Origin of the sequence: Bradyrhizobium sp. 172 (assembly GCF_023101065.1) — a bacterium.
Lineage (GTDB): Bacteria > Pseudomonadota > Alphaproteobacteria > Rhizobiales > Xanthobacteraceae > Bradyrhizobium > Bradyrhizobium canariense_D.
On sequence record NZ_CP064701.1, the window covers coordinates 2,654,198 to 2,678,198 of the forward strand.

General features: G+C 60.0%; 21 protein-coding genes and 4 pseudogenes. 17 read left to right on the top strand and 8 right to left on the bottom strand.

Translation table 11 applies throughout. The features are described 5' to 3' along the window. Positions 1-255 precede the first annotated feature (255 nt). From IVB07_RS12620 to IVB07_RS12630, 3 genes are read right to left on the bottom strand one after another with little or no spacing between them, the layout of a single operon-like run. The gene (locus IVB07_RS12620; protein WP_247361558.1) at positions 256-1,254 is read right to left on the bottom strand and encodes an SIS domain-containing protein; all 999 of its coding nucleotides are present in this window, start codon (positions 1,252-1,254) and stop codon (positions 256-258) included. Between the two features lie 11 nt (positions 1,255-1,265). After that, positions 1,266-2,219: an N-acetylmuramic acid 6-phosphate etherase gene (locus tag IVB07_RS12625; protein WP_247403455.1), complete on the bottom strand. Its 954-nt coding sequence runs from the start codon at positions 2,217-2,219 to the stop codon at positions 1,266-1,268. A 19-nt stretch (positions 2,220-2,238) separates the two neighbouring features. Next, positions 2,239-3,177, bottom strand: a complete 939-nt coding sequence (locus IVB07_RS12630; RefSeq protein ID WP_247403453.1) for a BadF/BadG/BcrA/BcrD ATPase family protein — start codon at positions 3,175-3,177, stop codon at positions 2,239-2,241. A 117-nt stretch (positions 3,178-3,294) separates the two neighbouring features. Between IVB07_RS12630 and nagA the strand changes: the two genes are divergently transcribed. From nagA to IVB07_RS12650, 4 genes are all read left to right on the top strand, one after another. Further along, positions 3,295-4,470: an N-acetylglucosamine-6-phosphate deacetylase gene (gene nagA, locus IVB07_RS12635; protein WP_247767698.1), complete on the top strand. Its 1,176-nt coding sequence runs from the start codon at positions 3,295-3,297 to the stop codon at positions 4,468-4,470. A gap of 1,138 nt (positions 4,471-5,608) precedes the next feature. Next, positions 5,609-7,540, top strand: coding sequence for an adenylate/guanylate cyclase domain-containing protein (locus IVB07_RS12640; RefSeq protein WP_247403447.1), 1,932 nt, complete (start codon positions 5,609-5,611; stop codon positions 7,538-7,540). 65 nt (positions 7,541-7,605) lie between these two features. After that, complete coding sequence (locus IVB07_RS12645) at positions 7,606-8,265, top strand: hypothetical protein (RefSeq protein WP_247403445.1); 660 nt, start codon at positions 7,606-7,608, stop codon at positions 8,263-8,265. Beyond that, positions 8,266-8,922, top strand: a complete 657-nt coding sequence (locus IVB07_RS12650) for a hypothetical protein (RefSeq protein WP_247767699.1) — start codon at positions 8,266-8,268, stop codon at positions 8,920-8,922. Between the two features lie 151 nt (positions 8,923-9,073). Here the strand turns inward: IVB07_RS12650 and IVB07_RS12655 are convergent, their stop codons facing one another. After that, positions 9,074-9,652: a hypothetical protein gene (locus tag IVB07_RS12655; protein WP_247767700.1), complete on the bottom strand. Its 579-nt coding sequence runs from the start codon at positions 9,650-9,652 to the stop codon at positions 9,074-9,076. 668 nt (positions 9,653-10,320) lie between these two features. Here IVB07_RS12655 and IVB07_RS40640 point away from each other — a divergent pair. After that, positions 10,321-10,514: pseudogene (locus IVB07_RS40640) on the top strand (cold-shock protein); the annotation flags it as partial. Positions 10,515-11,402: 888 nt separating this feature from the next. Here the strand turns inward: IVB07_RS40640 and IVB07_RS12665 are convergent. Further along, positions 11,403-11,588 carry a hypothetical protein gene (locus IVB07_RS12665; protein ID WP_247403436.1) on the bottom strand — a complete coding sequence of 62 codons (186 nt, stop codon included), beginning with the start codon at positions 11,586-11,588 and terminating at the stop codon, positions 11,403-11,405. Between the two features lie 247 nt (positions 11,589-11,835). On the opposite strand from IVB07_RS12665, the gene IVB07_RS12670 reads away from it, so the two are divergent. Next, entirely contained in the window at positions 11,836-12,003 is a 168-nt protein-coding gene (locus IVB07_RS12670) for a hypothetical protein (protein ID WP_247403433.1), read from the top strand. A gap of 419 nt (positions 12,004-12,422) precedes the next feature. Here IVB07_RS12670 and IVB07_RS12675 read toward each other — a convergent pair whose 3' ends face one another. Beyond that, positions 12,423-12,635: a helix-turn-helix domain-containing protein gene (locus tag IVB07_RS12675; RefSeq protein WP_247767701.1), complete on the bottom strand. Its 213-nt coding sequence runs from the start codon at positions 12,633-12,635 to the stop codon at positions 12,423-12,425. A 188-nt stretch (positions 12,636-12,823) separates the two neighbouring features. On the opposite strand from IVB07_RS12675, the gene IVB07_RS12680 reads away from it, so the two are divergent. Both IVB07_RS12680 and IVB07_RS12685 read left to right on the top strand, forming a co-directional pair. After that, positions 12,824-13,126 (top strand): hypothetical protein, encoded by a 303-nt coding sequence (locus IVB07_RS12680; protein ID WP_247403428.1) that lies wholly within the window; start codon positions 12,824-12,826, stop codon positions 13,124-13,126. A 2-nt stretch (positions 13,127-13,128) separates the two neighbouring features. Further along, on the top strand, positions 13,129-13,374 hold the full coding sequence (locus IVB07_RS12685) for a PilZ domain-containing protein (RefSeq protein ID WP_247403425.1): 246 nt from the start codon (positions 13,129-13,131) through the stop codon (positions 13,372-13,374). Positions 13,375-13,944: 570 nt separating this feature from the next. Here IVB07_RS12685 and IVB07_RS12690 read toward each other — a convergent pair. Then, a complete protein-coding gene (locus IVB07_RS12690) occupies positions 13,945-14,121 on the bottom strand; it encodes a hypothetical protein (RefSeq protein ID WP_247403422.1) in 177 nt (58 codons plus the stop codon). Positions 14,122-14,287: 166 nt separating this feature from the next. Between IVB07_RS12690 and IVB07_RS12695 the strand changes: the two genes are divergently transcribed. Continuing rightward, positions 14,288-15,454, top strand: coding sequence for a methyltransferase domain-containing protein (locus IVB07_RS12695; RefSeq protein WP_247767702.1), 1,167 nt, complete (start codon positions 14,288-14,290; stop codon positions 15,452-15,454). Positions 15,455-16,737: 1,283 nt separating this feature from the next. On the opposite strand, the gene IVB07_RS12700 is transcribed toward IVB07_RS12695, so the two are convergent. Next, positions 16,738-17,007, bottom strand: coding sequence for a hypothetical protein (locus tag IVB07_RS12700; protein ID WP_247403417.1), 270 nt, complete (start codon positions 17,005-17,007; stop codon positions 16,738-16,740). A 1,632-nt stretch (positions 17,008-18,639) separates the two neighbouring features. On the opposite strand from IVB07_RS12700, the pseudogene IVB07_RS40645 reads away from it, so the two are divergent. The 8 genes and pseudogenes from IVB07_RS40645 to tnpB form a co-directional block, all read left to right on the top strand. Continuing rightward, a pseudogene (locus tag IVB07_RS40645) lies at positions 18,640-18,752 on the top strand (IS66 family insertion sequence element accessory protein TnpB); the annotation flags it as partial. A gap of 42 nt (positions 18,753-18,794) precedes the next feature. Beyond that, positions 18,795-18,926, top strand: a pseudogene (locus IVB07_RS40650) (porin family protein); the annotation flags it as partial. A gap of 480 nt (positions 18,927-19,406) precedes the next feature. Further along, positions 19,407-19,844, top strand: coding sequence for a helix-turn-helix domain-containing protein (locus IVB07_RS12710; protein ID WP_247403415.1), 438 nt, complete (start codon positions 19,407-19,409; stop codon positions 19,842-19,844). Positions 19,845-19,998: 154 nt separating this feature from the next. Beyond that, on the top strand, positions 19,999-20,727 hold the full coding sequence (locus tag IVB07_RS12715; protein WP_247403412.1) for a hypothetical protein: 729 nt from the start codon (positions 19,999-20,001) through the stop codon (positions 20,725-20,727). A gap of 53 nt (positions 20,728-20,780) precedes the next feature. Further along, complete coding sequence (istA, locus tag IVB07_RS12720) at positions 20,781-22,028, top strand: IS21 family transposase (RefSeq protein ID WP_247767704.1); 1,248 nt, start codon at positions 20,781-20,783, stop codon at positions 22,026-22,028. 50 nt (positions 22,029-22,078) lie between these two features. Then, positions 22,079-22,887 (top strand): annotated as a pseudogene (istB, locus tag IVB07_RS12725) (IS21-like element helper ATPase IstB). Between the two features lie 291 nt (positions 22,888-23,178). Further along, entirely contained in the window at positions 23,179-23,652 is a 474-nt protein-coding gene (locus IVB07_RS12730) for a transposase (RefSeq protein ID WP_247564001.1), read from the top strand. Beyond that, on the top strand, positions 23,633-23,986 hold the full coding sequence (gene tnpB, locus IVB07_RS12735; RefSeq protein WP_148750250.1) for an IS66 family insertion sequence element accessory protein TnpB: 354 nt from the start codon (positions 23,633-23,635) through the stop codon (positions 23,984-23,986). The genes IVB07_RS12730 and tnpB overlap by 20 nt, the downstream gene beginning before the upstream one ends. The last annotated feature ends 15 nt before the right edge of the window (positions 23,987-24,001 follow it).

A 24,001-nucleotide genomic window follows, 5' to 3' on the forward strand; every position in this document is an offset into this window, starting at 1 on the left:
TCCTCTAAGACCGATAGCTAACAACCTCTGCAAGTGCAGCATACCGCGCCCAGCCACGTGATGGACTACGTCATCCAGCGATCGACCCCTTTGCGGTCAGGCTAACATTGGCCAGCGGCTTCTAGTATCCCTTTTTGAAGGCAGGCAATACGTTCGGTGCACTCACCGCCTGTTCGGCTTGTAGATAAACATAGCGAAGGCCGCGCGTTGTGCGAAGTCCCAGCTTTCGGTGACTAGCCATTGATTGGTCAGCCGTCAGAACGTCTCGGTGATCTTGCTCAGGCGAGGTGGACGATCCGGGTCAAATCCGCAGGCCCGGGCGGCCTGCTCGATCATCCGATAGGCCGGAATCAGCATGGTCATCGGGTCGGTGGCGGGATCATCCGCGGCCAGCCAGGGCAGCGAGCCACGCGGTCCGCCGCATAGATGAAGCGCGATTTTTTGCCCGCGCAATTCTTCTGCCAGCGCGTCCACCATGGCCGCCGTTTCATCCATCAGGCGCATGATGATGACCGGCGTGCGCGAGGATAACGCGGCGCGCGGCCCATGCTGCAGCTCGGCGGCGCTCAGACCAATGGAAGGCAGGCGCAGGATTTCCGAAAGTTTGAGCGCGATCTCCCGCGCCGAGCCCAGGCCTAGGCCCCGCGCCGCCACAAACACCGCTGACGCTTTGGTGAGATCGTCAGCAATTCCCGACCAGTCGAGCGGTAGCGCGCAGTGCAGGCGCTCGGGCAGCCTGTCGAGGGCTGATCGCAGTGCATGATCTCCCGCCAGCTCGGCAACAAGTCCGGCGCCGGCGGCCATCGAGCCGATCACGGTCTTGGTCGCCGCTACGGAGTGCTCCTGTCCGGCTTCGATCGGAACAACGAATTCCGCTTCGTCAGCCACCGGCGACGACGTCGCATTGACGATGGCGATGGTGCGGGCACCCGCGGCGCGCGCCGACCTGGTCGCCGCGACAAGATCCGGGCTGCGCCCGGATTGCGAGATCACGATGAACAGCGCATGGCGCAGCATCAACGGCGTGCGAAAAGCCGTGATCACCGAAGGAGCGCTGGCTGAAACGGGAAGGCGAAGCCGCGTCTCGACAAGGTATCTCAAGTAAACCCCGGCATGCCCCGAGCTGCCCCGGCCGCACACGACGCACAGGGGCGCACAGCCAATCCCAATTCGCTGTGCGATGTCGCGCGTGGCCGGGCGATTACCAAGGGTTTTGGCGACAACATCCGCGCTTTCTCCGATTTCGCTCGCCATCGCGGATGTCGTCACGGCTCGACCGCTCCGCCTTGCTTGCGCGCCGCTCCCATGGGATGCCGATCACGATGCGAGTCACGATCCCCGGCGAGCTCGGCAAACACGCGCCGAAGATTGCCGTCACAGTTTTTCAGGATGGTCTCGGCATCGAGGCTGTCGACCCCCAACGCCAGCAGGCCTGCCGTCTTGATGTCTCCCTCGGCCTGCTCAAGCCAGTGTGCCGCGTGCGACGGATCACAGTGCGCGATTCGCGCCACCATGGCCTCGGCGCGCCGCTTCAGCTTGGCATTGGTCGGCTGCATGTTCACCATCATGCCGCGGTACACCCGGCCAAGGCGCAGCATGATTCCTGAGGAGATCAGGTTCAGCACGACCTTTTGCGCGGTGCCGGCCTTCATCCGCGTGGAGCCGGCAATCAACTCGCGGCCCGTCTCGATCAGCACCGGAAACTTTGCCGACGCCAGCAGTACGGTGCCGGGATTGTTGGCAACGCCGATCGTCACTGTACCAAAAGAGCCTGCCTGCTGCAGCGCCGCGACCGTGAATGGCGTTGTTCCGCTGGCGGCAACGGCGATCACAACGTCGTGCGGGGTGAGCCGCGCGGCATTGATCTGTGTGACCGCGTCATCGATATCATCCTCAGCACCTTCGATGCTGGTGACGAACGCGCTGTCTCCGCCGGCGACGATGAAGTGAACGCGCTCGCTGGGCCATGCGAAGGTCGGCATCAACTCGGCGCCGTCCTGGACCGCCACGCGGGCCGAGGTGCCGGCGCCGACATACACAATGCGTCCATGATCACCCAGCGCCGCTTTGGCGGCCTCGGTCGCCGCAGTAATCGCGGGAAGGGCATGGCCGATCGCCGCGACTGCCGCAAGCTGGCCCTCCCACATCGCTTCCATTGCTGACGCGAGCTGCCATGCGTCAAGATCGGCAAAGCGGGGATCGACTTCTTCGGTGGCCATATAATTGATCCATGCTCCATCAAACGCGGAACTTTGAAGCCTGCTCATGGTCAGCTTCTCTCTTGGGCAGGTCTTTGTTGGGCACCTCAAGCCGCCCTCGCGCCAACAGTAATGCGCCGGCCGCCGCATCGGCATCAGGACACCTCAGGCGCGCGCGCAGGTCTGGCGTCAGCCACGGCGTAATGGCATCCGCGAGCCCGCCTACGAGCGAGAGCCGGTCAATTCCTCTCGCCAGGAAAAGATCAAGCAGATCGCCAATGGCATCGGCCGCGCGTTCGACAATGCGACGGCCGACCGGATCGCCCTGATTAGCGTGCCGCATCACGATCGGCGCGAACGCTGCGTAGTCTGTGGCCCTGGCTTCTTCAGACCAGGCCACCGCCTGATAGGGATCATGATCGAAGGCGCCCAGCACCTCTGAAAGCAATGGGGTCAGCTCGCCGCGGCGATCCGCGGCCCGCAGCGCCAGTCGAACAACCTGCAGGCCGATGTCGGCACCGCTGCCTTCGTCCGACACGGGAAAGCCGTAACCGGCGAGACGGACTTCGCGGCCGTCGATCAGGCCGACACCCACCGAGCCCGTGCCGGCTACCACGATGGCCCCGTCCGCACCGCTATGGGCGCCGAGACAGGCCGCCAGGCCGTCGCTGATGAAGATGACCGACGCAAAGGGATGCGCGATCTTGTTGAGCGCCGCTTCCGCACCGCGGCGACCGAGACCGGCAAGGCCAATTCCGGCGTGCATCCGCGCGAAATCCTCGCGCGTCAGTCCGGCCTGTGCGGCTGCCGCTTCAGTGGCTTCCATGATGGAGCGCCAAGCATTGTCAAAGCCAATCCGCGTCGTGGCAGGCCCCGCGCTTGCTCCACCGAGTACCCCGCTGCTTTCGTCCTCGATCCGGGCGCGGCAGCGGGTTCCGCCGCCATCAATGCCGAGATACGTGGTACCTTTTGTTCCCATGGAAAGTTAACGCGGAGGTTTCTTTCCGGGTCCCGCCGAAGCTGCCTGGTGTACATTTGAGGCCTTCTACGGGACTCGCCTCACGAGTCCGTGACTGCCATTCTCGGATCAATACAGATGGGCAACGCTGGTTATTCCGCTCCCACGATTTCCGCGCAGCACATCTTTGATGGTGCCGACATGCGCGGGCCGGGGTCGGTCAGAATCTCGCAGGGGCGGATTGAAAGCATCACCTTCGGCGAGGCGGAGGCGCGCGCCTCAATCCATCTTCCCGGAGACGCGATCCTTGCACCCGGATTCATCGACATCCAGGTCAACGGAGGCGGCGGCGTTCTTCTCAACGACCAGCCCACGGAGGCTGGCGTCCGACGCATCGTTGAGGCGCACCGCAAGGCGGGGACCACGGGCTGCTTGCCGACCCTCATCACCGATCGCAGCGAGGTCATCGAGCGATTGGCTGCAGTCGGCCAGGCTTGCCTGACGATTCCCGGCGTTCTCGGCTTTCATCTGGAAGGACCGGCCCTCAACAGGTCTCGCAAGGGCATTCATCCGGAAGCCGAGATACGCGTGCCGGATCGGCGCGATCTCGCGGCAATCAAAAGTTTTGGGGGGTGCGGCCGCTCCATGGTGACCTTGGCCCCGGAATGCGTGCCCGCATCCATGATCGATGAGTTGATCGGCGCCGGATTGCGTATCGCGGCCGGCCACAGCGATGCCACCGCAGCCGAAATCGGGCAGGCGGTCGATCGCGGTGTCTCGGGGGCGACCCATCTGTTCAACGCCATGTCGCAGTTGAACCCCCGGGAGCCGGGCCTGGTCGGCGCCGCGCTTGACGATGACCGGCTGTTTGCAGGGATCATCTGCGACGGCATCCACGTTGATCGCGCCGGTTTGCGCGTTGCGTTCCGCTGCAAGGGACGTGATCGATTGATGCTGGTCACCGATGCCATGCCATTGGCGGGCACCGACGACCGGCAATTCTTGCTGCAAGGAAGGCAGGTCACGTTGCACGAAAATCGCCTGACGGGCCCCGATGGCACACTCGCTGGCGCTCACCTCACCATGATCGAGGCGCTGCGCAACGCTGTTGAGTTGCTCGAAATCTCCCTTCTCGATGCCCTCATCATGGCTTCTCGGACGCCCGCGGCATTTCTGGGCCTTGAGTCCGAGCTTGGACGGATCGCGCCCGGATACCGCGCGGACCTTGTCGCCTTCAATCCGAACTTTGAAATCGTCGGCACATGGATAGGCGGTGTCGGTTCGACGGGCAGAGAACTTCACGCTGAAGATTGAAGGAGAGGACGCAAGTCGGCGACCCGGTTCATAGTGGACCACCGACTCGCAACCGCGACACGGAGGCGGGCGGTGTTGACCATCTCTTCCCGCTGGTGCTTGGGAAAGCCTCCAAGAGATCCGTCAAGCAACAGTGGCTGCCGTTCTCTCAGAACTCCGCAACGAAATCGCAACGAATTGGGTGAAGCGACCGTGAACAAAGCGGGACGGAAACGCCTGTCATCTCAATAATCAATAACTCAGGAGATGTTCACTGCGTTCGGGACGCACGAGATGGGCTCGATCAGATCGCAACTTGAACCGACTGTCGGTATTGGTAGTTGCGCTTCCCCGCGACCACCGACTCTTTCGATACCGGCGCAGGCGACCGGAAGGGTCGCCTTTAGGTGACTCAAGCCTGCGCGCCTCCCTTGATCGGCATCACCTTTTTGGAATCGAGCCAGTTGTCGATCCGATCAGCCCAGTGCTGCATCAGCTTCCTGCGCGAGCCGATCACCGCGCGGGGTCCGTGCCTCTTGTGGAGACCTTCCACAGTAGAGTTACCGGAATGCGCGAGCTGCAGCTCGACGACACCGCCATCTCAAGCCTTGGCGTCCTTGATCTCATCGTGGTGAGACAGGCTCGAGAACGTGGTTCGGAAACCGTGGGCACAACGAGAAGGATACGTATTGACCGGTCCTTCGATCGGCGGCCGGGTATCGCAAATCGGCGGTCAAACTCTTGAAGGTGCGGACGGCTAAAGCGGGGCTGATGCAATCGTTCCTCACGGCGAACAGATGAGCCGCCGCAAGCAGTGCCTTGTTTTTGGCAAGCATCGCATTTCGGGGAACGACGATGCTCGCCATTGATCCCGGGGCGCCATCGATTTCGATGGCCAGTGCCTTCAAAGGCCTGCATCTCCGGCGCTACGGCCTCCGCTTCGGGCGCCTCAGACGTGGAAGAGCGGAAGGGTGATCGGCATCAAGGCGAACGCCACGATGGACCTTCAGAGACCGTGCTTGACCGCGCCGACCCTTAGCCAGGAGGAGTGCCGGTTTTGCGTTGCGGGAAGATCCGGGCTTCATGCCTTCGACTCAGATGTGCCTCCGCTTACGTTCGTGACGTGCTATGCTAATTATAAACAGCCAATAGGTGTGCCATGTCCGGTATTGCAGAATGGCTATCATCGATCGGTTTGGGAGAGTACGCTCAGCGCTTTGGCGAGAACGCCATTGACCTATCAGTTGTTGGGGATCTCACCGAGCAGGACCTGAAGGACCTCGGTGTCCTGCTCGGCCATCGCCGCAAGATGTTGCGTGCTATCACGGAGCTCAAGGGCGACATTGCGCGCACGCCTCAATCGGGCGGCAAGGCGGCGCGGGACGGAGCCGAGCGGCGTCAACTCACGGTTATGTTTTGTGATCTGGTCGGCTCCTCGGCGCTCTCGGCCCGTCTTGATCCGGAAGATTTACGAGTGGTTATTGGCGCATACCACAGCTGCATTGCGGAGGTGATCGCTCGGAATGAGGGTATCATCGCGCGATACATGGGCGACGGAGTGCTCGCCTATTTCGGTTATCCACATGCCCACGAGGATGATGCTGAGCAAGCGGCGCGCGCCGGGCTGGCGCTGGTCGATGCCGTGGCCAACCTCCAGACATTCCCGTCCACGCAACTTCGGGTCCGCGTCGGGATTGCTACCGGGATGGTGGTCGTAGGCGATTTGACGGGAGAAGGTGCGGCGAAAGAGCAGGCGGTTATTGGCGAAACACCAAATTTAGCTGCGCGCTTGCAGACGCTCGCCGATTCGGGCGCCGTCCTGATCTGCGAGAGTACTCACCGGCTAACCGAAGGACATTTTGAATTCCGGAATCTTGGCCCGGTCGTCCTGAAAGGTTGGGCGGAGCCAACACAAGCATGGCAGGTGCTGGGCACTACCGGCATCGACAGCCGCTTCGAGGCGCAGCACAAAACTCAGCTGACGCAGCCAATTGGACGCGAGGAGGAGATCGAGTTGCTGTTGCGTCGCTGGCAGCGCGCCATGAGCGGCGAGGGTTGCGCAGTAATGCTTACCGGAGAGGCGGGCATCGGTAAATCGCATATCGCCTTGGCACTCGACGAGCGGCTGCAAGGAGAGGAGCACATCACGGTGCGCCAATTCTGCTCCGCGCATCATACTAATAGTGCGTTGTACCCGTTTATCCGGCAACTCGAACGAGCCGCCCGGTTCGAGCGGAGTGATTCGCCGACGGCTAAATTCGCCAAGCTTGAGGTCCTGCTCGGTCGATCCGGAGCTGACGCAGATCGCGTAGTGCCTCTGGCCAATCTCTTGTCCTTGCCACTCGGTGAGCGTTACCGACTGCCGGATCTGAGCCCGCAAAAGCGCAAAGAAATGACATTAGCGGCGCTATTGGCTCAGCTGAAAAGCCTGGCAGCACTGCAACCAGTGTTCGTCATTGTTGAGGATGTCCATTGGGCGGACCCGACTTCTCTCGAGCTCCTGACGATGACCTTGGAACAAGTACCGCGGCTTCGGGTGCTGCTGCTCATCACCGCGAGACCGGAATTCACGCCGCCCTGGCCTGGTCATGCGCATGTCACGACGCTCTCTTTGACGCGACTTAACCGTCGCAACGGAGCGGCGTTGATCGAGCGGGTGACCGCCGGCAAGGCGCTCCCGAAGGAGGTTTTGGATCAGATACTCGCCCGCACTGATGGCGTGCCACTGTTCGTAGAGGAGCTGACCAAGACCGTGCTCGAAACCGGGTTCTTGCAAGAGCAGGACGATCATTACACCCTAAGCCGCCCTCTGCCAGCGATGGCGATTCCGACCACGTTGCAGGCATCGCTGATGGCCAGACTCGATCGATTGGCCCCGATAAGGGAGGTAGCTCAGGTCGGCGCCGTGGTGGGTCGCGAGTTTTCGTACGAACTGCTGAGCACGGTGGCCGGGTTGCCAAGAGAGAGACTGGAGGACGCTCTTGCCCAGTTGGTTCGATCGGAGTTGATCTTCTGCCGCGGCGTGTTGCCGCAGGCGGTGTATACCTTCAAGCATGCGCTTGTGCGGGACGCTGCTTATTCCGGCTCCTGAAGAGCCGACGCGCAGCGCTGCATGCCACGATCGCGGAGGCCTTCGAGCAACGGTTCCCGGAAATAGTGGACGCTCAGCCCGAAACGCTCGCGCACCATCTCACCGAGGCCGGACTGTTCGAGAAAGCGGAGGCATACTGGCTGCAAGCCGGCAAGAAGGCAGCCATGCGCTCCGCCAATCTTGAGGCCATTGCGCACTTGCAACGAGGGATCGAGGCCACGAGCCACCGGCCCGATGACGCACGAAATGACAGGCTTGAACTTGACCTCCAGTTCGCTCTGGGGCCCTGCCTGATCGCTACCCAAGGGCCGGCCTCCAACAAGGCGATGGCTACCTTTACCCGCGCGCGAGAGCTCTGCGAGCGCCTGCGAGATCCTCCCGAGCAACTTCAGGTCATGTTCTGGCTAACCACTGCGAGCGTCATTCGCGGTGAGCTGCCGCTGGCCCAGGAAACGATCGCCGCTTTGCTTCATCTCTCCCAAACGCGGGGCGACCGGCCAGCCTTGCTCAATGCGATGCGCGGGCAGGCGATGATCCGCCTGTTCATGGGACAGATCACCGGAGCCCAGGAAGCGATCGAACGGGCCTTCGAAGCCTTCGAGGCGAGCAGCGAGGAGGATAGACTGGCAGCGCGTGTGGCTGGCCAGGATGCCGGCGTGGCCGACCTTGCGCTGATGTCGTGGCCACTCTGGCTGCTTGGCCGCGACGATACGGCCATTATGTGAATGGACGCTGCAATTCAGCGCGCCGATGCCATTAGCCATCCGCATTCGCAAGCATACGCATGCTATTATGCGTGCATTCTCCAAGCTCTCCGCGGCGAGTTCCTGATAGCGCAGAGTTATGCCGAGCGCTGTATCTCCCTGTCGGAGGAGCATGGATTCCGGCAGTGGCGTTTGGCCCGCGCTGTTCGCGGCATATGCATGGCATCGCTCGATCGCTCACCCAACGCGCTTGGGGAAATCCGTGCTGCGTTGGACGAGTACCGCCACGCAGGTTATCAGTTGGCCATCACCGCACTCTTGGTACTCTTGTGTCCGCGCCTGTTGATTGATCGCGACTACGAGCCCGCGCTGGAGTTGATCGAGTCGGGCCTCGCTATAAGTACCCGCAACAGCGAACGAATTTTGGAAGCCGAATTGTACCGACTCAAAGCACGGGTGCTAATAGGCCGCCGTGGGCCAGATGTCGAGGCTGTGGCACAGTCACTGCTCGAACATGCATTGGCCACGGCAAGGGGGCAACGCGCCAAGGCCCTGAGCTTCGGGCCGCGACAGACCTTGCCGCGCTGTGCATCGATCAGCAACAACGCGAGCAGGCGCTCGATTTACTTGCGCCGATCTATGACTCCTTCACCGAGGGCTTCGACACGAGAGATATGAAGCAGGCGAAGGCGCTGCTCGACAACCTGCGGTGACTATCGCAAAACCCCGGTTCGTTGCGTCTGGCCCGGATGATTGGCCTCAAAATCATTATTCGAGGTCGAGGATTTCCGTTCGGAAGACTTCCGCCTTTCCAATGATGCTCGAGCCTTTATGCAGCGGCTCGCTTCAGCTCCTTGTGATATTCGCACACGCTTTGCCAAGCTGGCCCCTCTGGCTTCTCGTTGATGAAATGCGGCCCGTTGTGCGCAGGGCGCGCCTCATGCTTTCCGAATGCCTCGAGCGCCTGTTCTGCAGCGGCCTTTCCCAGCTTGCGTCCATTATCGAGATTGCTGTGATTCCATTTGAAATTGATGTGACCCGGAACGTGAATCTCTATGATCTTGAGTTTCTTGTCCCTTGCCTCCTCCTGTTTCGATTTTTTGTCACACCGGATGTGGTATTTGAAAAGCTTGACGTCATCTTCGCCAACCGTTGAGGCGAACAATTGGCAAAGATTTGCCAGGGCGTCATGAAGATTCTCCGGCTTGCGGATTTGCTTTGAATCGACAATCCGGCTCACCCATATCTCTTCCAGCTCCGGGTGCTCCTCCAGCAAACTTTCGAAGTTGACAGTATCGACAAGCGCCCCTTCGCAGTAGGTCACTCCGCCAATCTCTACGGTACCTTCGACGAAGGGAAGAGCTGAACACGCACACAAGGTGCTTGCGTCGATAGGGCCCTCAAACATAAACTTTTCGCTCGCCCTTTTCATGGGACGATTGGAAAATAATGCGAGCTTCTGCTGATCAAGGTTCCAAGCGTTATGGAAGATTGCTGGTTATCGTTACAACCGCATTGAGCAACAAGGCGTGTTCACCAGGTCGTATCCCGCCGGGAGGGAGGGCTTAAGGTTTTAGGAACGACCGCGCAGTTCAGTCTGCTTCTTTAAGCTAGAATAGCGAGCTTCGACTGATGCCTGGCTACGGCCGAGTTTTGCTGCAATGTCTGTGAATGACGCTCCGCTCGCCCGCATCCGTAAAAGCATTTCGTCGTCCTCTGCGGACCAAATCGTCGAACTCTTTGGAGCTCCGGTTCGGACCATTTCCACCCGCTGCCGATTTTTTGCGATCAGATAAAGTAGGATCGCGATCAGGCAAATTATGGCGGCTGGCATCCCGAAAACAACCGCTTACAGGTTGGGCAGTCGTAGAGGCGCACGCCGCATCGGCAGTGTTACCACTGTGTCTCCAGCAGGAGGGCCTCACCGCGCGTTTGGCGCTGCCGTCAAGGACGCCAAGATGGCGGATGCCGGGGGAGGACCCCAGCCCACCCTTTGCGCAAAAGCGCGTCCGCACCAGCCTTGCTTTGGTCTGAGTTCCAGTAGTAGTTTTCGATTTTGCAAAATGGAGAAGTTAAGTGGCTATGGGGACTGTGAAGTGGTTCAACCCGACGAAGGGCTACGGGTTTATTCAGCCTGACAACGGTGGCAAGGACGTCTTCGTCCATATCTCAGCGGTTGAGGGCTGGCTTGAGCAGCTTCAACGAGGGAGCCAAGGTCAGCTGATATCGTGAACAATCGCGGAAAGGACTCGGCGGAAAATCTGCGCGTCGGGTGCGCTTTTCGAAGTGCGCCAACCTGGGCGCGCGTCCGCTACTTACCGCTCTGTCCGCATGAAGGGGCTGCGCTCCGATACCAAACGAAGGTCGGGATCGGCGACCACCGTCAGGGAAGCCTCGCTCCGCAGGGGGGCTTTGGGGGACGCTTAGCTACCATCGCCCAGGTGATGACTCCGACTGCAAAAAGGGGTGTCACTATCCAACGATACTGCATTGCGTGCTCGCTAGTCTGGTATCAAGGTCCCGATCGAGTTGGGCAGCGCGCTGCTCCGGACCGTTAGCGCTGTCCCGTAGGAATTTGGCAACTTAATGTACGAGCTCCGTCCTCCTGAGTTGGCATTCGGATGCTTCGCGACTGGCGTGCTCGAAGGTGATTGCCGCGACAAATACCAGATGTCGCCGTTGCCACTTTTATACAGAACCCGATCGCTCATAGCGACGTAATATGCGTCCGCTTGGTTCGGTTCCTATGGGATCGTGCCGAGGACGCACTGCTAGAGTACCGCCTCGCTGAAAGGCGTCGGCCGGCCCCAACGAAAAGGCCGCAGCGGCGGCCCACTGCGGCCTGCCGGGTAAAATGAAAACGTGAAATATGGAAACCAGCCCCGGCGAAACAAACCCTACTGCGACTGCGCCCGATCGCAATTCATCGATGTCACACTTTCGAAAACCTTAAATGTCAGCTTTGCCGACTGACAGAGGGAGGGCTCACCGGGGCTGGCTGGCGAGCCCTCAACCTCGTCAAAGCGCGAAGCCGCGTTTACAGACTTCATCGCACTAGCGATAATCTGCACCCGATCGCGTCAGATTGATGTCAATGCGATATCGAATTCTGGCAGGTCGCTTCTGATCGAGTGTGATCGAAGCAGCCCGCGGTCCAATCAACGCTGATGGCCCAGACCAATTCCCAAGTACAGCGCCTTCTGACGCAGCGAGCCCTCGGTCCGCTTGGTCTCCTTGGCAATCTTCGCGACAGGCGTTCGAGCTTTTGAGTGCGCCTTTAGTTCCTTGATGTCTTCCTTCGTCCATTCCCGGCGAACGGTCTTCTTCTTTGCCTTCTTGGCCAACGTGACGCTCCGTCGATGTTGAGGGCGCGGTCTAACAACATAGCGCGGCGTTCGCAAGCCGCGCACTCACCCATTACGCGCAACAAAATTGAAGCGCGCCTTCACCGACAGGAGTCACGCGCATCTTCAGGGTTGTAGCTGCGGCGTTGTGGACTCCAACTCATCGCGAAGTTGGGGTGGCAACCCATCCGCTATCCCTAGAAATAACCAATCCAGGGTAAGGCCGGGAATCTTTTGCACCAGCAAAATGCCGACGCTCTTCGACAAGGCATGCTCCCGTTCGAAAATTGTTCCAGCGCTGCACTTCAATTCCGATCCGCTTACAAAACGCCGTCTGCGTCCCGGCAACGGCTTTCCGCACGAGCTTGAGCCTTTCGGCGACGTTCTCGTTACTCAATGGATTTTCGGGCATTGATTGCTAACCTTGGAGGCTGCGGTGAGGGGCATCTGAAACTGTCTCAGTGTGGGTGCCGATTTGCTTCAAGAAATGGCCCACTGCAGCGCCAGTCTCAGGTACGAGAAAAAGTAGCGATCAACGAATAGGCCGAGGGGCGGCCATGCGATGATGCCGATGCCGAGTAGGATTATGATGCCTGAACCGATCAGCATCTCTTTGATTTCGCGGTGCATCGCGTCAGTTTAGGCAATCCTCCGCTATCCCGTCCATTCCCTCAGGGTCCGCGCAAGTCAACACCCTTCGAGGGTACGTCGCCTCGACGCTTGCGATCGTCCAGCTGGCGCGCGCGCAACACGACGCCGCACTGCCGAGGAAGGTTGTTGCCGCGGTTAATGATGCAAAGCCGCGGCGGCTGTTGTGCCGGGGAGGGAAGCCGGCTAACCGATCCATTGCGCAAAGGGGCGTCCGTTGGTGCGGCTTACTCGGCCTCGCTGCTTGCGCAAACGTTGTAACCGACCGTAGACGGCCTGGCGACTGCGACCCAAGCGCTCGCCAAGCTCGGTTGCAGTCATGCCCTCGTCGAGTAGCGCAAGCAGTTGCGCTTCTTCTTCGGGCGACCACGGGCGGATCTCTTGTCGATCGTTGGACATCGATTCATGCCAGCACAGACGCTGCGAAGCGCGATCGCACGTCAAGATCGTAAACGATGAGTTCCAGGTTTGGGAGCGTGAACGTCGCGAGGTTGCGCTTGCACCCAGCTTTCTCGGCCAGGGCGGAACTGGCCACGCGCCTATAGGGCGGTCGAGGGTACCCGCGTAACGATCTGTAAGTATTGGGCATGCAAAATAGCGCTTTTCTGCGCGTGATCCGTCCGACCAAGGAGATCGCCGTGACATCACATAATGATGACGAGCTGGCTGTTTTGACGCGAGAGATCGCTGACAAGGTGACCTATGTTCAGAGCCAAACAATCCTGATCGAGGTCCTAAAGCGAGACGGACACGACGTATCCGACTATGAGAGAGAGCTGGCCAAAGAGCGGTCGGGCTTGGCAACACGGATCGCGAGGCAGTTTAGACTGCTTGAAATAGCTTTGACCAATGAAGGACCCGAGACAGCCACGTCAACTCAAGGTAAGTAATCATGTCGGATCGCCGGAAGATCGATCGTTCGGACGTCGACTTGGTCGCATACATTTTTGGAGATGGCGGCAGCCAACGTTGCCGCGTTTTCAACTTCTCGGAGGACGGGACTGGGATCGAGCTACCGGCGAAGCTGCACATGCGTGCCACATTCAAGATGATGTTGGAAAGAGACCGTATCATCCGAGATTGTCGTCTCGTTTGGTCCAGTGATACTCGCATCGGCGTCGTGTTCAAAGCCGATTGAGTCGCCTCTGCTGAACAACCGCACCGGCAAGAAGCGCGAAGCATGAAGCGCCGGCGCAGAATCCACCGGAAGGGCGACCGGCAGCGGCTGAGGCGGTAACCTGGCGTCAACGGGAAGCACGGTACGATGACCATCGTGGATTGGTGACGAGTACCGCGGTATGCACGGGAATAGAGAACCCGTCGGCTACCGGAGCTGGCGGGTTTTTCATAAGTCAGAGCTTGGAATAAATGGGCCCCCCGGCGCACGCTTGCTGGGCCTTTCGCCAGTCAATTCGGCTGGCCCGCTTTGTTCCAGGCGCTAATCATTCGTGAATTGCCCGGCTGCGGCCATAGCGATACTGGCCCGGTATGGTGGTAGGTCTGTTGATTACCGGGGGCGTAGGCGTTTTGGCATTAGCCATCACGTTCGCCACGGTCAGGTATATTGACGCCCGGGCGGAGCGTCGGCGCAACTAAGCCGCCAATGGCGGATCTTGGCCTCATTGCCGGACCTGGGAGATTTCGCCGCCGGTACGAAACGGCTTCGTGCGAGGCGCGAAACAGGCCCGCCGGTTCACGCTGGCGGCTCTCAGGCGGTCAGATGTTCCGACCCGCTTCCGGAGTGAGACTTTGACATCTGTGCAAGGATAGTTTCCGCCTGGGCTTCGAACAGGCGCCAGGCGTCCGTAGGATAGCCGTTCTTTTCCGCTTGAAGCATCGCGATCTGGATTAGACGCTGGTGTCGCCAAGTGGCTTCAGTGCCCATTGGGCTCTCCTGCCGTTGCGAAGTCCTCCTTGTAAGACGCGGATCACCTCTTAAAGTTCAATTTGGAGCTTTCGCGGGTTCCGCCACTTCGGTTGGAACCGGGGGACCACGTTATCATTGAGCCGAGCACTCCGACGGGTTTCCCTCATTAAGGGCAGTTTACAACATGGTTTCTGTTTTGAAGAAGTTCGTTCTTTCAGTGTTGGTCCCCGTTCGTCGGCTCGAGGAGCACCGCAATATTCTCCGGGCCGAGTCCGCCCTCCTAAAAGAGAAACTAACCGAGGCAGAGATTGAACGGAACGAATTGAGGAGCCGCGTGCATGCCTTGCGCAGCGAAGTAGAGAAATTGCTTTACGAGCACGGGCCGCTTACCGCCTCACAACTCGACGAAATTCGCAAGAGATCCGCGGAAACCGATTTTATCGAAAAGAGTCCGATCGTTTTGCAGTATCGAAGGGCTCATTTAGAGGTGTACGGCACCATCGCACCCGGAATGCCCGATGCAAAATCATGGCCCGCCGCGGGCGCCGGCCTTTCCTATCGCGACAAGTTGATCGGCCACTTAGACGTAGAAGGCGGGCGCGGGGCTGAAATTGGCCCCCTCAATGATCCGCTTCTTTTCAAACCAGGTGCCAATGTTTTGTATGTCGACCATTTGGACACGGCAGGCATCCGGGAGAAATACAAATCTCTGAACGACGACATCTACGAAGTCGATCGCCCGATGGTGGAGGACAGCCTTTACGAAGCCCTCAAGGATGATGCTCCGCTAGACTATGTTGTTGCCTCTCAGGTCATGGAGCACGTCCCTAATCCGATACGCTGGATGCTCGAAATTGCTTCCGCCCTTCGCGCGGATGGCGTGTTCTCACTGTCCCTTCTCGATCGCCGAATGACTTCCGACCTGTATCGCCAAGAGTCTCGAGCATCCGACATGATCACCGCATACTTTCATAACAATACCGTTCCGGACGTTCGCTCCGTGTACGATCACTATTCCGAGGCGCCCGCCGTCAACATGCATTCGGCCATTCCTGATTCTGTGGTCGAGCGCCTGCAAATCAATGATGCGAACGATCCTATGGCGATGGCGCGGCGTGCTTACTCGCGCAAATATTTAGATGTTCGGTGTTGGGTCTTCACGCCGGTGTCATTCCTCCTGCTCATGGCGCAGATTGCAGGTGAAGGCCTTGTTCCGTTCCGCCTGAAGCAATTCTATCCTACCGACCCCTCATCGCGAGATCGCGGTAACCACAGCTTCGCCGCCGTCCTTGAGAAATCGACCGCCCCGGCCAGCGAGTTGCGGCGCAGCTTCCTTGAAGCATTGGCGTGAAGGTAAACGAGCAGGTCGCTAACGCGGATCTCACGCATCTCGCCCAAAGTGATCTTTACCGGGCGGCCGTTCGCGGGCGGGGCGGGGCATGGCGCCATCGAAACGCAGCGCAGGCCAGAGTCAAATTATCAATCCCTTGGGCCTCGGAACGCGCGCTACTTTAGTGGGTGGGAAACGTCGCCTGAAGCTCCGCCGGTTCGCGCTGGCAGGTGCTCGCCTGACCCCACAAACGAAAATAACGCCGCCGGGCAAACAATACCTTGTCCCGGCGGCGATGGGTTTAGTCCAGCCCCGAGAGGGATCAACAAAATCCCGGATACTGATACTACGGACAGAAGCGCGCGAAGTTTCAGTGCACCTCTCCGTGCATTGCAATTCGAGGACCCGCCGGTTTCACGCCGGCGGGCAGCCCCTCCTTGAGAGATCGTTAACCATAAAATCGGATGCTTTGCGCGCAGCATTGGAGCCGAAATGAATCTCGCGATGATTTTACTCTACTTTGCATTCGCCGCTATCGGCGTCCTGAACCTGGCTGACGCCGGTCTCTTTCCGCTCTGAGCGTAGCTGAAGGATAGCCCGGCTTAGTGGTCTCTTCGTGTGCGCCCGGTTCACGCTGGCGAGCCCCGGTGCCAGCACCGCGGGTGCCGTGTCGATCGTGCGGAACGTCGCGGCGTCGGTCGCAGGAGCAGCCTCTTAGCCGTTCCTGCGACCTTCGATTTTGCGGCTCCGGCGCTCTGATCCGCAATTGGATTCGGCAGCCGGGAGCATAGGGGGCTGGAAAGCAAGCCGTGCCATGTTCGCTCTAATGTGACAAGGCGCCACCGGTAGTTGTCCGGGGTCCATTTTCGGAACGGGTGTTCTAATGTCGAACACCGGCGAGATTTGAGTACAAGCTATTTGTAGTTGCCCGGGATGGCCGCAGTGGAGGCTGGAACCATGCTGCGGCCTTTCCCTTGAGCGAACCCAATTCTTTGTTGAGCCGCATCTGGCCGGGGCAATGTTTTCTGCGGGGGGATTTGTGAGCATCCAAAGCATCGTGGCGACTATCTTGGAGCGCGAGCTGGCAGCGCGCGGGGTGCAATCATTGCGGCATTCCGATTGCATGGAGATAGTGGAAAATCTAATCGTCCGCTTGAAGGAGCTGGACCAGGAATTGGCCGCACGAAATAGAGGGCTAAGCTAAGCTCGTAGGAGAGAGACCCCGGTTGGATTGCCTGGGTGGTCAAAGGCCGGGGCCGCTCCGCCCGCTCGAAGGAGACAGCTAGCGCGGATCCGGCTGGTTCCTAACGGAGCGCCGGCAGATCACCGCCAGTTGTCAGTAGCCGCACATAAGTACCGCTCTCGTGCAGCTCCAGCCAGCCCTTTTCAACCGCGTGCCTGATGCCGGCGCCGAACTCCGCGCCGCTTGCCTCGAGCGTATAGAGGAATGAGTAGTTGATCTTCTCGATATGGATTCTGCCGTCCTGTACTGCCTTGATGCCTGAAGCCAGCTGAACGAGCTGACGCGCGGCGACTTCCGGATTGGCAAAAGGGCGTTCGGTGACGTGCTTCATCGCTGGAATCAAAACCTCAGCCCCATGCTTGGCCTGACTTGCCCGCGACTGTCATGCCAGTTCGGGACGATATGCACAGATCCTGCGGCGCCGCATGCTGAGCAGACCAGGCGCAAGCCACGCGCGACCACGGCTGATCCTGCGGGAGTGTGTCGAGCCGCACGTCCACCCTGCGACGGCAGAGGCCGTTCAGGCATTGGATGTTGCAGGTCACGTGGCCGTCAGCGAGCCATTCCGCTGGGCTGCGGGGCGAGTAGTGGCCTGCCCATTTCGTGTATCGGCGAGTGCGCATGCCGCCATCAAAGCGACTTCGCAAGTAGCTAGCAAATTATCGATATCTGGTAGGCCCAAACACGCCCGAACTACTGCGCCTCGTGGGGATCTCTAGGGATGTTGTCGCTCAACAGCGCTGGCAGATATTCATCTTCCGTTTTAGCTGATCTTCGCCCGCTTGCTGTCGGGCGTTTTCTTCTTCCCAAGTCATCGGCTTGGATACCGACGAAGGTTTTGGCCCCACTGCGTTGGCACGCCTGCGGGTCCGTTGGTTTTGCGGGGAAGTCTCGGGTGGTGGTGGATATAGCCCGTCTGGCCCCACCGACCCCTCTTGGGCAATGCAAGCATTTCCGAATGCGCAGCAAATCGCGGCCAGCAATAGACCAGAACGGATGTTCATGGGTACTCCAAGCGCCAACTCGCGCGCCGCAAATTACGCCGCCGCGCAAAAAATACCTTGTCCCGGCGCGTTTGTCTAATCCAGCCCCGAGATTGGGATTAGCAAAAAATCCCGGATACTCATCAGTATGGGCGTGGAGTGTGAAGGTTCAGTTCGTTTGATGAAATTACAAAGCCCGCCGGATCACCCCGGCGGGCCTCTGCCCGAGGAAAGACTCGCTGGCAAGGTTGGTCTGGGATAGGTTGCTCGAACTACGTACATCTCGAGGTGACAGCTTTTTCAAAATGCATATTGGAGCAGCAAATGTCGATTATGAGAGCTTTTGCCCTGTTCGTAATTCTTGCATTCGGGGGCGCCATGATCGCCTCCGGCTTCATGACATCGCCAGCATCGGCTAACAAAATGGATGGCAAGGCTGGGGGCTATGGCTCTCGTGGCTCAGCGAATTATGGTCCCCCGAAGAGCGGCACAGCGAAGCCGCCAACCGCGACGAAGAAGCCTCCGCAGTGATCTGATCAAAGGCCCGCCGGTTCACGCTGGCGGGCCCTAGCACTCCGGCCAGGAACTCGGTTCAACTCCTGGCGTTAGCCGACATGCCCAAAGAGATCAGAATAACGCTCTGGTCATTGGCCGCCGCCTGTGTGGTGGCCTTTAGCGTGGCGGCTCTCGTGTCTCCTCATTAGATGCCCAACAAACCAAAAGAGACGACCCCGGCTGGGGTGCCTGGGGATTAATGCCGGGGCCGCTCCGCCAGCTCGAAGGAGACAGCTAGCAAACCCTCCAATTTTTCCTCTGCGCGTTCGTTCCTCTAACGGGCGTTCGGGGTCGCAAATTTGGCCGGCTTGCCGCTGCTGAAATCCGGCCTGACCTCAGCCCCTCGGTTGCCGCATCCAGCGCACAGTCTCCCTCCGGCGAGGGCCGCCTTGTTGGATTGGTCTAATTGGTGCGTAACAGTCCTTATGGACAGCCATAAGCGCAGTACTCAGCTTGAACGGCTTGAGGTGGTCGAGACTGGTCGTCGTCGGCGCTGGTCGGATGACGAGAAGCTGCGGATCGTGAGCGAGAGCTTTGAAGCGCCGCGCGCTATATCGTCGACGGCACGGCGCCATGGCATATCGCCGGTCTGTTCGCCGACGGTCAGTTCGGAAGCATCCGCGCCACCATCCAGGATCCGGTCGGTGTCACCGGTCCGATTACTGCCAACCAGAAGCTTGCGACCTCCTTGGCCGCCGGTGCTCGCTTCGGCTAGCTGGCTGGTCGCTCCGAATGTTTTCTCGTATCTCAACAGCGGTTAGGCCGCAGCATCAGCCGGGGCTTTTTTGTTGCATTTAGCGGCATCTGCTCGGAATGCGACGTTGCCTGAGGAGCGGCAGCCCCGGAGATCATAGCCGTCACTTATGAGCAAAGGCCAGCAGACTTCAACACAGCTCGGTGGTTAGCAAATGGTCGGGGGCCGCGCGGCACTTAGGCAGAGCGCGGGTGAGAGCTTTTGGTTGGGATCTTGTGGTTGAAATGCGCCCCAGGCGCCGAATCACTCAGGCAGGAGTGAAAGGCCGCGGCAAGTCGAGTTTAGTGAAGGCGGACCCGACAAATTGAGATCGTCCGCGTAAGAAAATCCAGAAAGCAAAGACCCTCCGCGCAATCACAACAAAATCGACAAAGCCATCGCTTTGACGGCAATTCAGTGATCCCAAGAGCATGCTGGGGCCTCAAACGAGAGCAAAGCATGCGAAACGATCAGCTGATGTCACCGCGGCAAGTCACCAACGAACTGGGCGTCGTCTACCAAACGGTTCGATATTGGGTATCGCGGGGCAAATTGACTCCGGTTTCCCAGATCGTAGGCGGTCACGCGCGGTTTGCTAGAGCTGATGTTGAGGCGATCAAAGCCAAAGGCAAAAGGCCTGTAAACGGGGCCATCACTCCGCCCATCGAGGAACGCCCGACCTCCATCGAAAAGCCAGTAGACAACTCGCTTGCGCCCTCGGGAGTCTATCTCGATGAGAGGAAGACAGTTTCGAAGGAGATTGAGAAAGCGATGCTCGCCGCAGCGCACGGGCGCCGGCTGATCGATCAACTTGAACAACTTCAGGAACACGTCCTGGAACGCATTACGGGCTCTCAAAGTACGAACTCTTCGTCAGGGTTTGGAACGCGCCAATGACGCGAGTAGGAGACGGAATTGGCCTCGATAAACAGGTTCTGATGCGGATTTGCAAACTGTACGGCGTGCCGACGCCCCCGAAGTGCTATTTCCAAACGAGTATCGCTCGCCGCTCAGTCAGGATCATCCGTCTGCCCTTAGCGGATTCAAAATCATGAGCGTCGTTCCACTCTTGTACGAGGAATGCGAGGTACTTGAGCGACTAGAATTGCGAGGTTACGAACTTGACGGCCTCCTCGACGTCGGCTCAATCGCTCCGGTCGCCTGCGGCGCGGGCGGGCGGCCAATGTACTGCGCCGAGACCATCGATCGTATGGCTACACGAGGCGAGCGTGATCGGCTGTCTGATCTACTATGGTGGGACTTCGATCTGAAGAGACCGAGCTTCCTTCCCGCGGACACGCCTTGGGCGCGCGCAGTTGACCTGCCCTTCTATCCATTCGACGATGAAGAACAGCAGGCTTGGGCCCGACGGTATTACAAGCTGAAGAAGGCCTGCGCGCCCGGTCCATATCCAGACCCCGGGCGCCTGGCGCGGCGGCGGCTGAAGCTGGAGGCCGAGGCCACGAAGGCGTTCGAGCGGAAGCACGGGATCAAGCGACCGCGGAAGAGCAGAGATATCGATGTGCGGATACGTGGCACCGACGTGAAGATCAGCCGCGCAAAGCTACGCGATCTCGCGTGGAGCAAGACTATGATTCGTGCGGCCGCCGATCTCGGCATTTCGGAGTGCGCCCTCCGGCGGCTCTGCAAGCGTCAATTGATCCCGCTACCGACCCGCGGCCACTTCAACCACCAGGATCTGTCGCGCGCCATGGAAAACTGCCCCCTCGGCGCCACGAGGAATTGCCCCTCCTTGGGTAGCCAAGGAGAGAGCAAATGAACGAGGAGCGAATCACTAGAGGCTCGTCGTGGAGTGATCCACGGGGGCAGGTAATGAAGACGCCGGATGACGTGGCGGAGATGTTGCGCCTGAGGGCGTGCGGATGGGGGCTGAAGCGGATTGCGCGCGAGCTGGGCTGCAGCCATCACACGGTGAAGGGTTATGTGGCGGCGGGCGGGGTGAAGCCGTTTAAGTCGCCCGATAGGCCGCAACGGCTCCATGGCCTTGAGGGCTGGCTGCGTGAGAGGTTCATTCGCCATGGTGGCAATGCGGACGTGGTGCGCCAGGATCTATTGAATGAGAAAGGCGTGACCGTCAGCCGGCGAACGCTGCAGCGCACGGTGCAGCCTTATCGGCAGGCGCTGAAGGCGGAGCCGCTTGCGACGACGCGGTTCGAGACACCTCCGGGTCGCCAGCTGCAAATCGACGGGGAGCGTCTGGTCGAGATCGGCGGAACGAAGGTCAAGGCATTCGTGTTCGTGGCGACGCTCGGACATTCGCGACGGCTCCACGTGCGAGCGTTCCGGGCTGAAAAGCAAGAACACTGGTTTGCCGGGCTCGAGAGCACATTCACCACCTTCAGCGGTGTACCCGAGGAAGTGCTGATGGATAACCCACGCGCACTTGTGGTGCGCCACGACGCGGTGAGCCGGTCGGTTCAGTTCAACGACAGGCTGATTGCCTTCTCGAAGCACTGGGGCTTCCGTCCTCGTGCCTGCGCACCATATCGGGCACGCACAAAGGGCAAGACGGAGAATGGCGTCGGCTACGTGAAGAAGAACGCGATCGCAGGTCATTCCTTTGCAAGTTGGGAAGCGTTTGAGGCCCATCTCGCCAGGTGGGAGCGAGAGGTTGCGAACGTCCGTATCCACGGCACGACCGGCGAAGTACCGATCATCCGCTTCGCACGAGACGAGGCCCACCGGTTAAAACCGCTCGGCGGGCGGCCTTCGTTCGGATCATCGCGCGAGTTAACCCGGATCGTCGGCAATGATTGTGCCATCGAGATCGATACCAACAGTTACTCGGTACCGTGGCGCCTTATTGGTGAGCGGGTCGCGGTGACCGTCGCGGCGGGCGAGGTGCGAATCCGCCATGGCGTGCACCAGGTCGCGGTTCACGAGCAATCGAAGGGGCGCCGGCTGCGGATCGTCGATCCGATCCATCTCGATGGTGTTGCCGGGCGTAATGGCGCGGTCCGCCGCCCGGAGATTGCAGCGGCGGTGCAGGAATCGTCTCCCCCGCATTCATTATTGCGTCCGCTTGCCGAATACGAAGCCGTGATCGGGGGAAGCTTCTGATGACGCGCGCAAAGAAGGCAACCGAAGCACCGACTGATCCCCTTGATGCCATGCTGGCGCGATTGCAGCTCTCCGGCATCCGCGATCAGCTCGACAGCCTGCTCGACGAGGCGGCGCGCGCGAACCTGTCGGCCCGTGAGACGCTGATCCTGCTGTGCGAGCGCGAGATCGCGCGCAAGAATCATCGCCGCATCGAGATGGCGCTGAAGCTCGCACACTTCCCGGCCGTGAAGGAGCTTGCGGGCTTCGACTTCGAAGCGCAGCCGTCGATCGACCCAAAGCAAATCCGCGACCTAGCCGCATCACGTTGGATAGCCAACGGAGAGAACGTGCTGCTGCTCGACCCGTCAGGCGTAGGTAAGACGCACTTGTCGATCGCTCTCGGGCGAGAGGCGATCCTGGCCGGATACACGGTGCAGTTCACCACTGCGACGACGCTGGTCGCAGGCCTGGCCAAGGCGCAGGGCGAGCGACGCCTGGACGAGAAACTGCTCGCGAGTCGAAGCCAAAGCTGCTCATCGTCGACGAACTCGGCTACTTGCCGCTTGAACCTGACGCGGCGCATCTGTTCTTCCAACTGGTCAGCCGGCGCTACGAAACCGGCGCCATGCTGATCACGTCGAACCGCAGCGTTGCCGAATGGGGCACAGTGTTCGCCGATCCCGTGGTCGCGACCGCGATCCTCGACCGGCTCCTGCACCACAGCCACGTGCTGACGATCCGAGGCGACAGCTATCGGCTCCGCGCCAAGCGCAAGAGCGGCCTCATCAAGACGCCGACCGCCGCTGACGGCCCTCCGGTCGGCTCCGCCTCCCTCCGGCCCGTCACCGGCGGAAACAACCTTCAACCGAGATCATAATCGCGATGGTGGGGGCAGTTCTTCATGACGCAAAGGGGGCAGTTCCGGATGGCGTTTGACAGGATCCGAGAAAGCGGCCGCCGAAGCCGGCGCTGCGGCCTCCTCCGCGCGGCGCGAAGTAGCTCAAAAAAGCCGCTGAGCAGAGCCATCGGCGGGAAAGGGGCCGCGAAGTGCATGACTAGCCCGCTATGCTGAAAGACAGAACGAATGTAAGCGCGAATTTCCCTGCACCTTTTGCTTTTGAGTGCTCTGATGCATGAGGTGTCCACCAAAATAGGTGGACACCTTGTGATGGCAGACGATGATCAGAAACTGCGGGTCAGGCTTGTTGGTCGGAACGGTCGCCGGCGCTACGAGGCGGCATCGAAGGAGCGTCTTGTCGCGAGTTGTCTTGAGCCTGGCGTTTCGGTATCGAGACTTGCGCTCGAACACGGGGTCAACGCGAACCTGCTTCGGAAATGGATCAAGAAGCACACCGCGACCAGGTCTCTCCCGCGGTCTCCCCCATCGGCGTTCATCCCGGTTCAACTTGAGGGGGCTTCCGATCGCGCCCTGTCGCGGGGGAGCAGCGTGGCGATGATGGGTTTGCCGGCGGCTTGCGATGAAGTGCGCGGGTCGGAACCCAAGGGGACTACAGCTTTTTGTTCTCCGGCCAAAGTGAGCGCGTCGCTGCCGAACGGCGTGAAGGTCGCGCTGGAATGCGGCGATGTGGATGCATTGACGGCGATCATCGGAGCCCTGGGCCATGTTCAGACTGGGCGGTGACCTGCAGGTCTATCTGCACCGTGAGCCGATCGACTTCCGGGCTGGCATCAACAGCCTTGCGGTTCTGGTCCAGGAGACGATGGCGCTCGATCCGTTCGCTCCGGCGGTTTTTGCGTTCTGCAATCGCCGTTGCGACCGGATGAAGTTGCTGTTCTTCGACCGGTCCGGCTTTGTGCTGGTCCTGAAGCGGCTGACCGAGGACAAGTTCCGATGGCCGCGCCGCCAGGAGGCGGTCGTCACGCTGACGACCGAGCAATTGCACTGGATCCTTGACGGCATCGATATCGATGCGATGGTCCGCCATCCGGTGCGGCAATATCAGGTTGCCGGCTGAGCTCTCGACTTGAGC

Coding starts and splice junctions, on each gene's coding strand:
- IVB07_RS12620 (WP_247361558.1), bottom strand. CDS start 1,254: ATGGCGAGCGAAATCGGAGAAAGCGCGGATGTTGTCGCCAAAACCCTT.
- IVB07_RS12625 (WP_247403455.1), bottom strand. CDS start 2,219: ATGGCCACCGAAGAAGTCGATCCCCGCTTTGCCGATCTTGACGCATGG.
- IVB07_RS12630 (WP_247403453.1), bottom strand. CDS start 3,177: ATGGGAACAAAAGGTACCACGTATCTCGGCATTGATGGCGGCGGAACC.
- nagA (WP_247767698.1), top strand. CDS start 3,295: ATGGGCAACGCTGGTTATTCCGCTCCCACGATTTCCGCGCAGCACATC.
- IVB07_RS12640 (WP_247403447.1), top strand. CDS start 5,609: ATGTCCGGTATTGCAGAATGGCTATCATCGATCGGTTTGGGAGAGTAC.
- IVB07_RS12650 (WP_247767699.1), top strand. CDS start 8,266: ATGGACGCTGCAATTCAGCGCGCCGATGCCATTAGCCATCCGCATTCG.
- IVB07_RS12655 (WP_247767700.1), bottom strand. CDS start 9,652: ATGTTTGAGGGCCCTATCGACGCAAGCACCTTGTGTGCGTGTTCAGCT.
- IVB07_RS12670 (WP_247403433.1), top strand. CDS start 11,836: ATGCCGACGCTCTTCGACAAGGCATGCTCCCGTTCGAAAATTGTTCCA.
- IVB07_RS12675 (WP_247767701.1), bottom strand. CDS start 12,635: ATGTCCAACGATCGACAAGAGATCCGCCCGTGGTCGCCCGAAGAAGAA.
- IVB07_RS12680 (WP_247403428.1), top strand. CDS start 12,824: ATGCAAAATAGCGCTTTTCTGCGCGTGATCCGTCCGACCAAGGAGATC.
- IVB07_RS12685 (WP_247403425.1), top strand. CDS start 13,129: ATGTCGGATCGCCGGAAGATCGATCGTTCGGACGTCGACTTGGTCGCA.
- IVB07_RS12690 (WP_247403422.1), bottom strand. CDS start 14,121: ATGGGCACTGAAGCCACTTGGCGACACCAGCGTCTAATCCAGATCGCG.
- IVB07_RS12695 (WP_247767702.1), top strand. CDS start 14,288: ATGGTTTCTGTTTTGAAGAAGTTCGTTCTTTCAGTGTTGGTCCCCGTT.
- IVB07_RS12700 (WP_247403417.1), bottom strand. CDS start 17,007: ATGAAGCACGTCACCGAACGCCCTTTTGCCAATCCGGAAGTCGCCGCG.
- IVB07_RS12710 (WP_247403415.1), top strand. CDS start 19,407: ATGCGAAACGATCAGCTGATGTCACCGCGGCAAGTCACCAACGAACTG.
- IVB07_RS12715 (WP_247403412.1), top strand. CDS start 19,999: ATGAGCGTCGTTCCACTCTTGTACGAGGAATGCGAGGTACTTGAGCGA.
- istA (WP_247767704.1), top strand. CDS start 20,781: ATGAAGACGCCGGATGACGTGGCGGAGATGTTGCGCCTGAGGGCGTGC.
- IVB07_RS12730 (WP_247564001.1), top strand. CDS start 23,179: ATGGCAGACGATGATCAGAAACTGCGGGTCAGGCTTGTTGGTCGGAAC.
- tnpB (WP_148750250.1), top strand. CDS start 23,633: ATGTTCAGACTGGGCGGTGACCTGCAGGTCTATCTGCACCGTGAGCCG.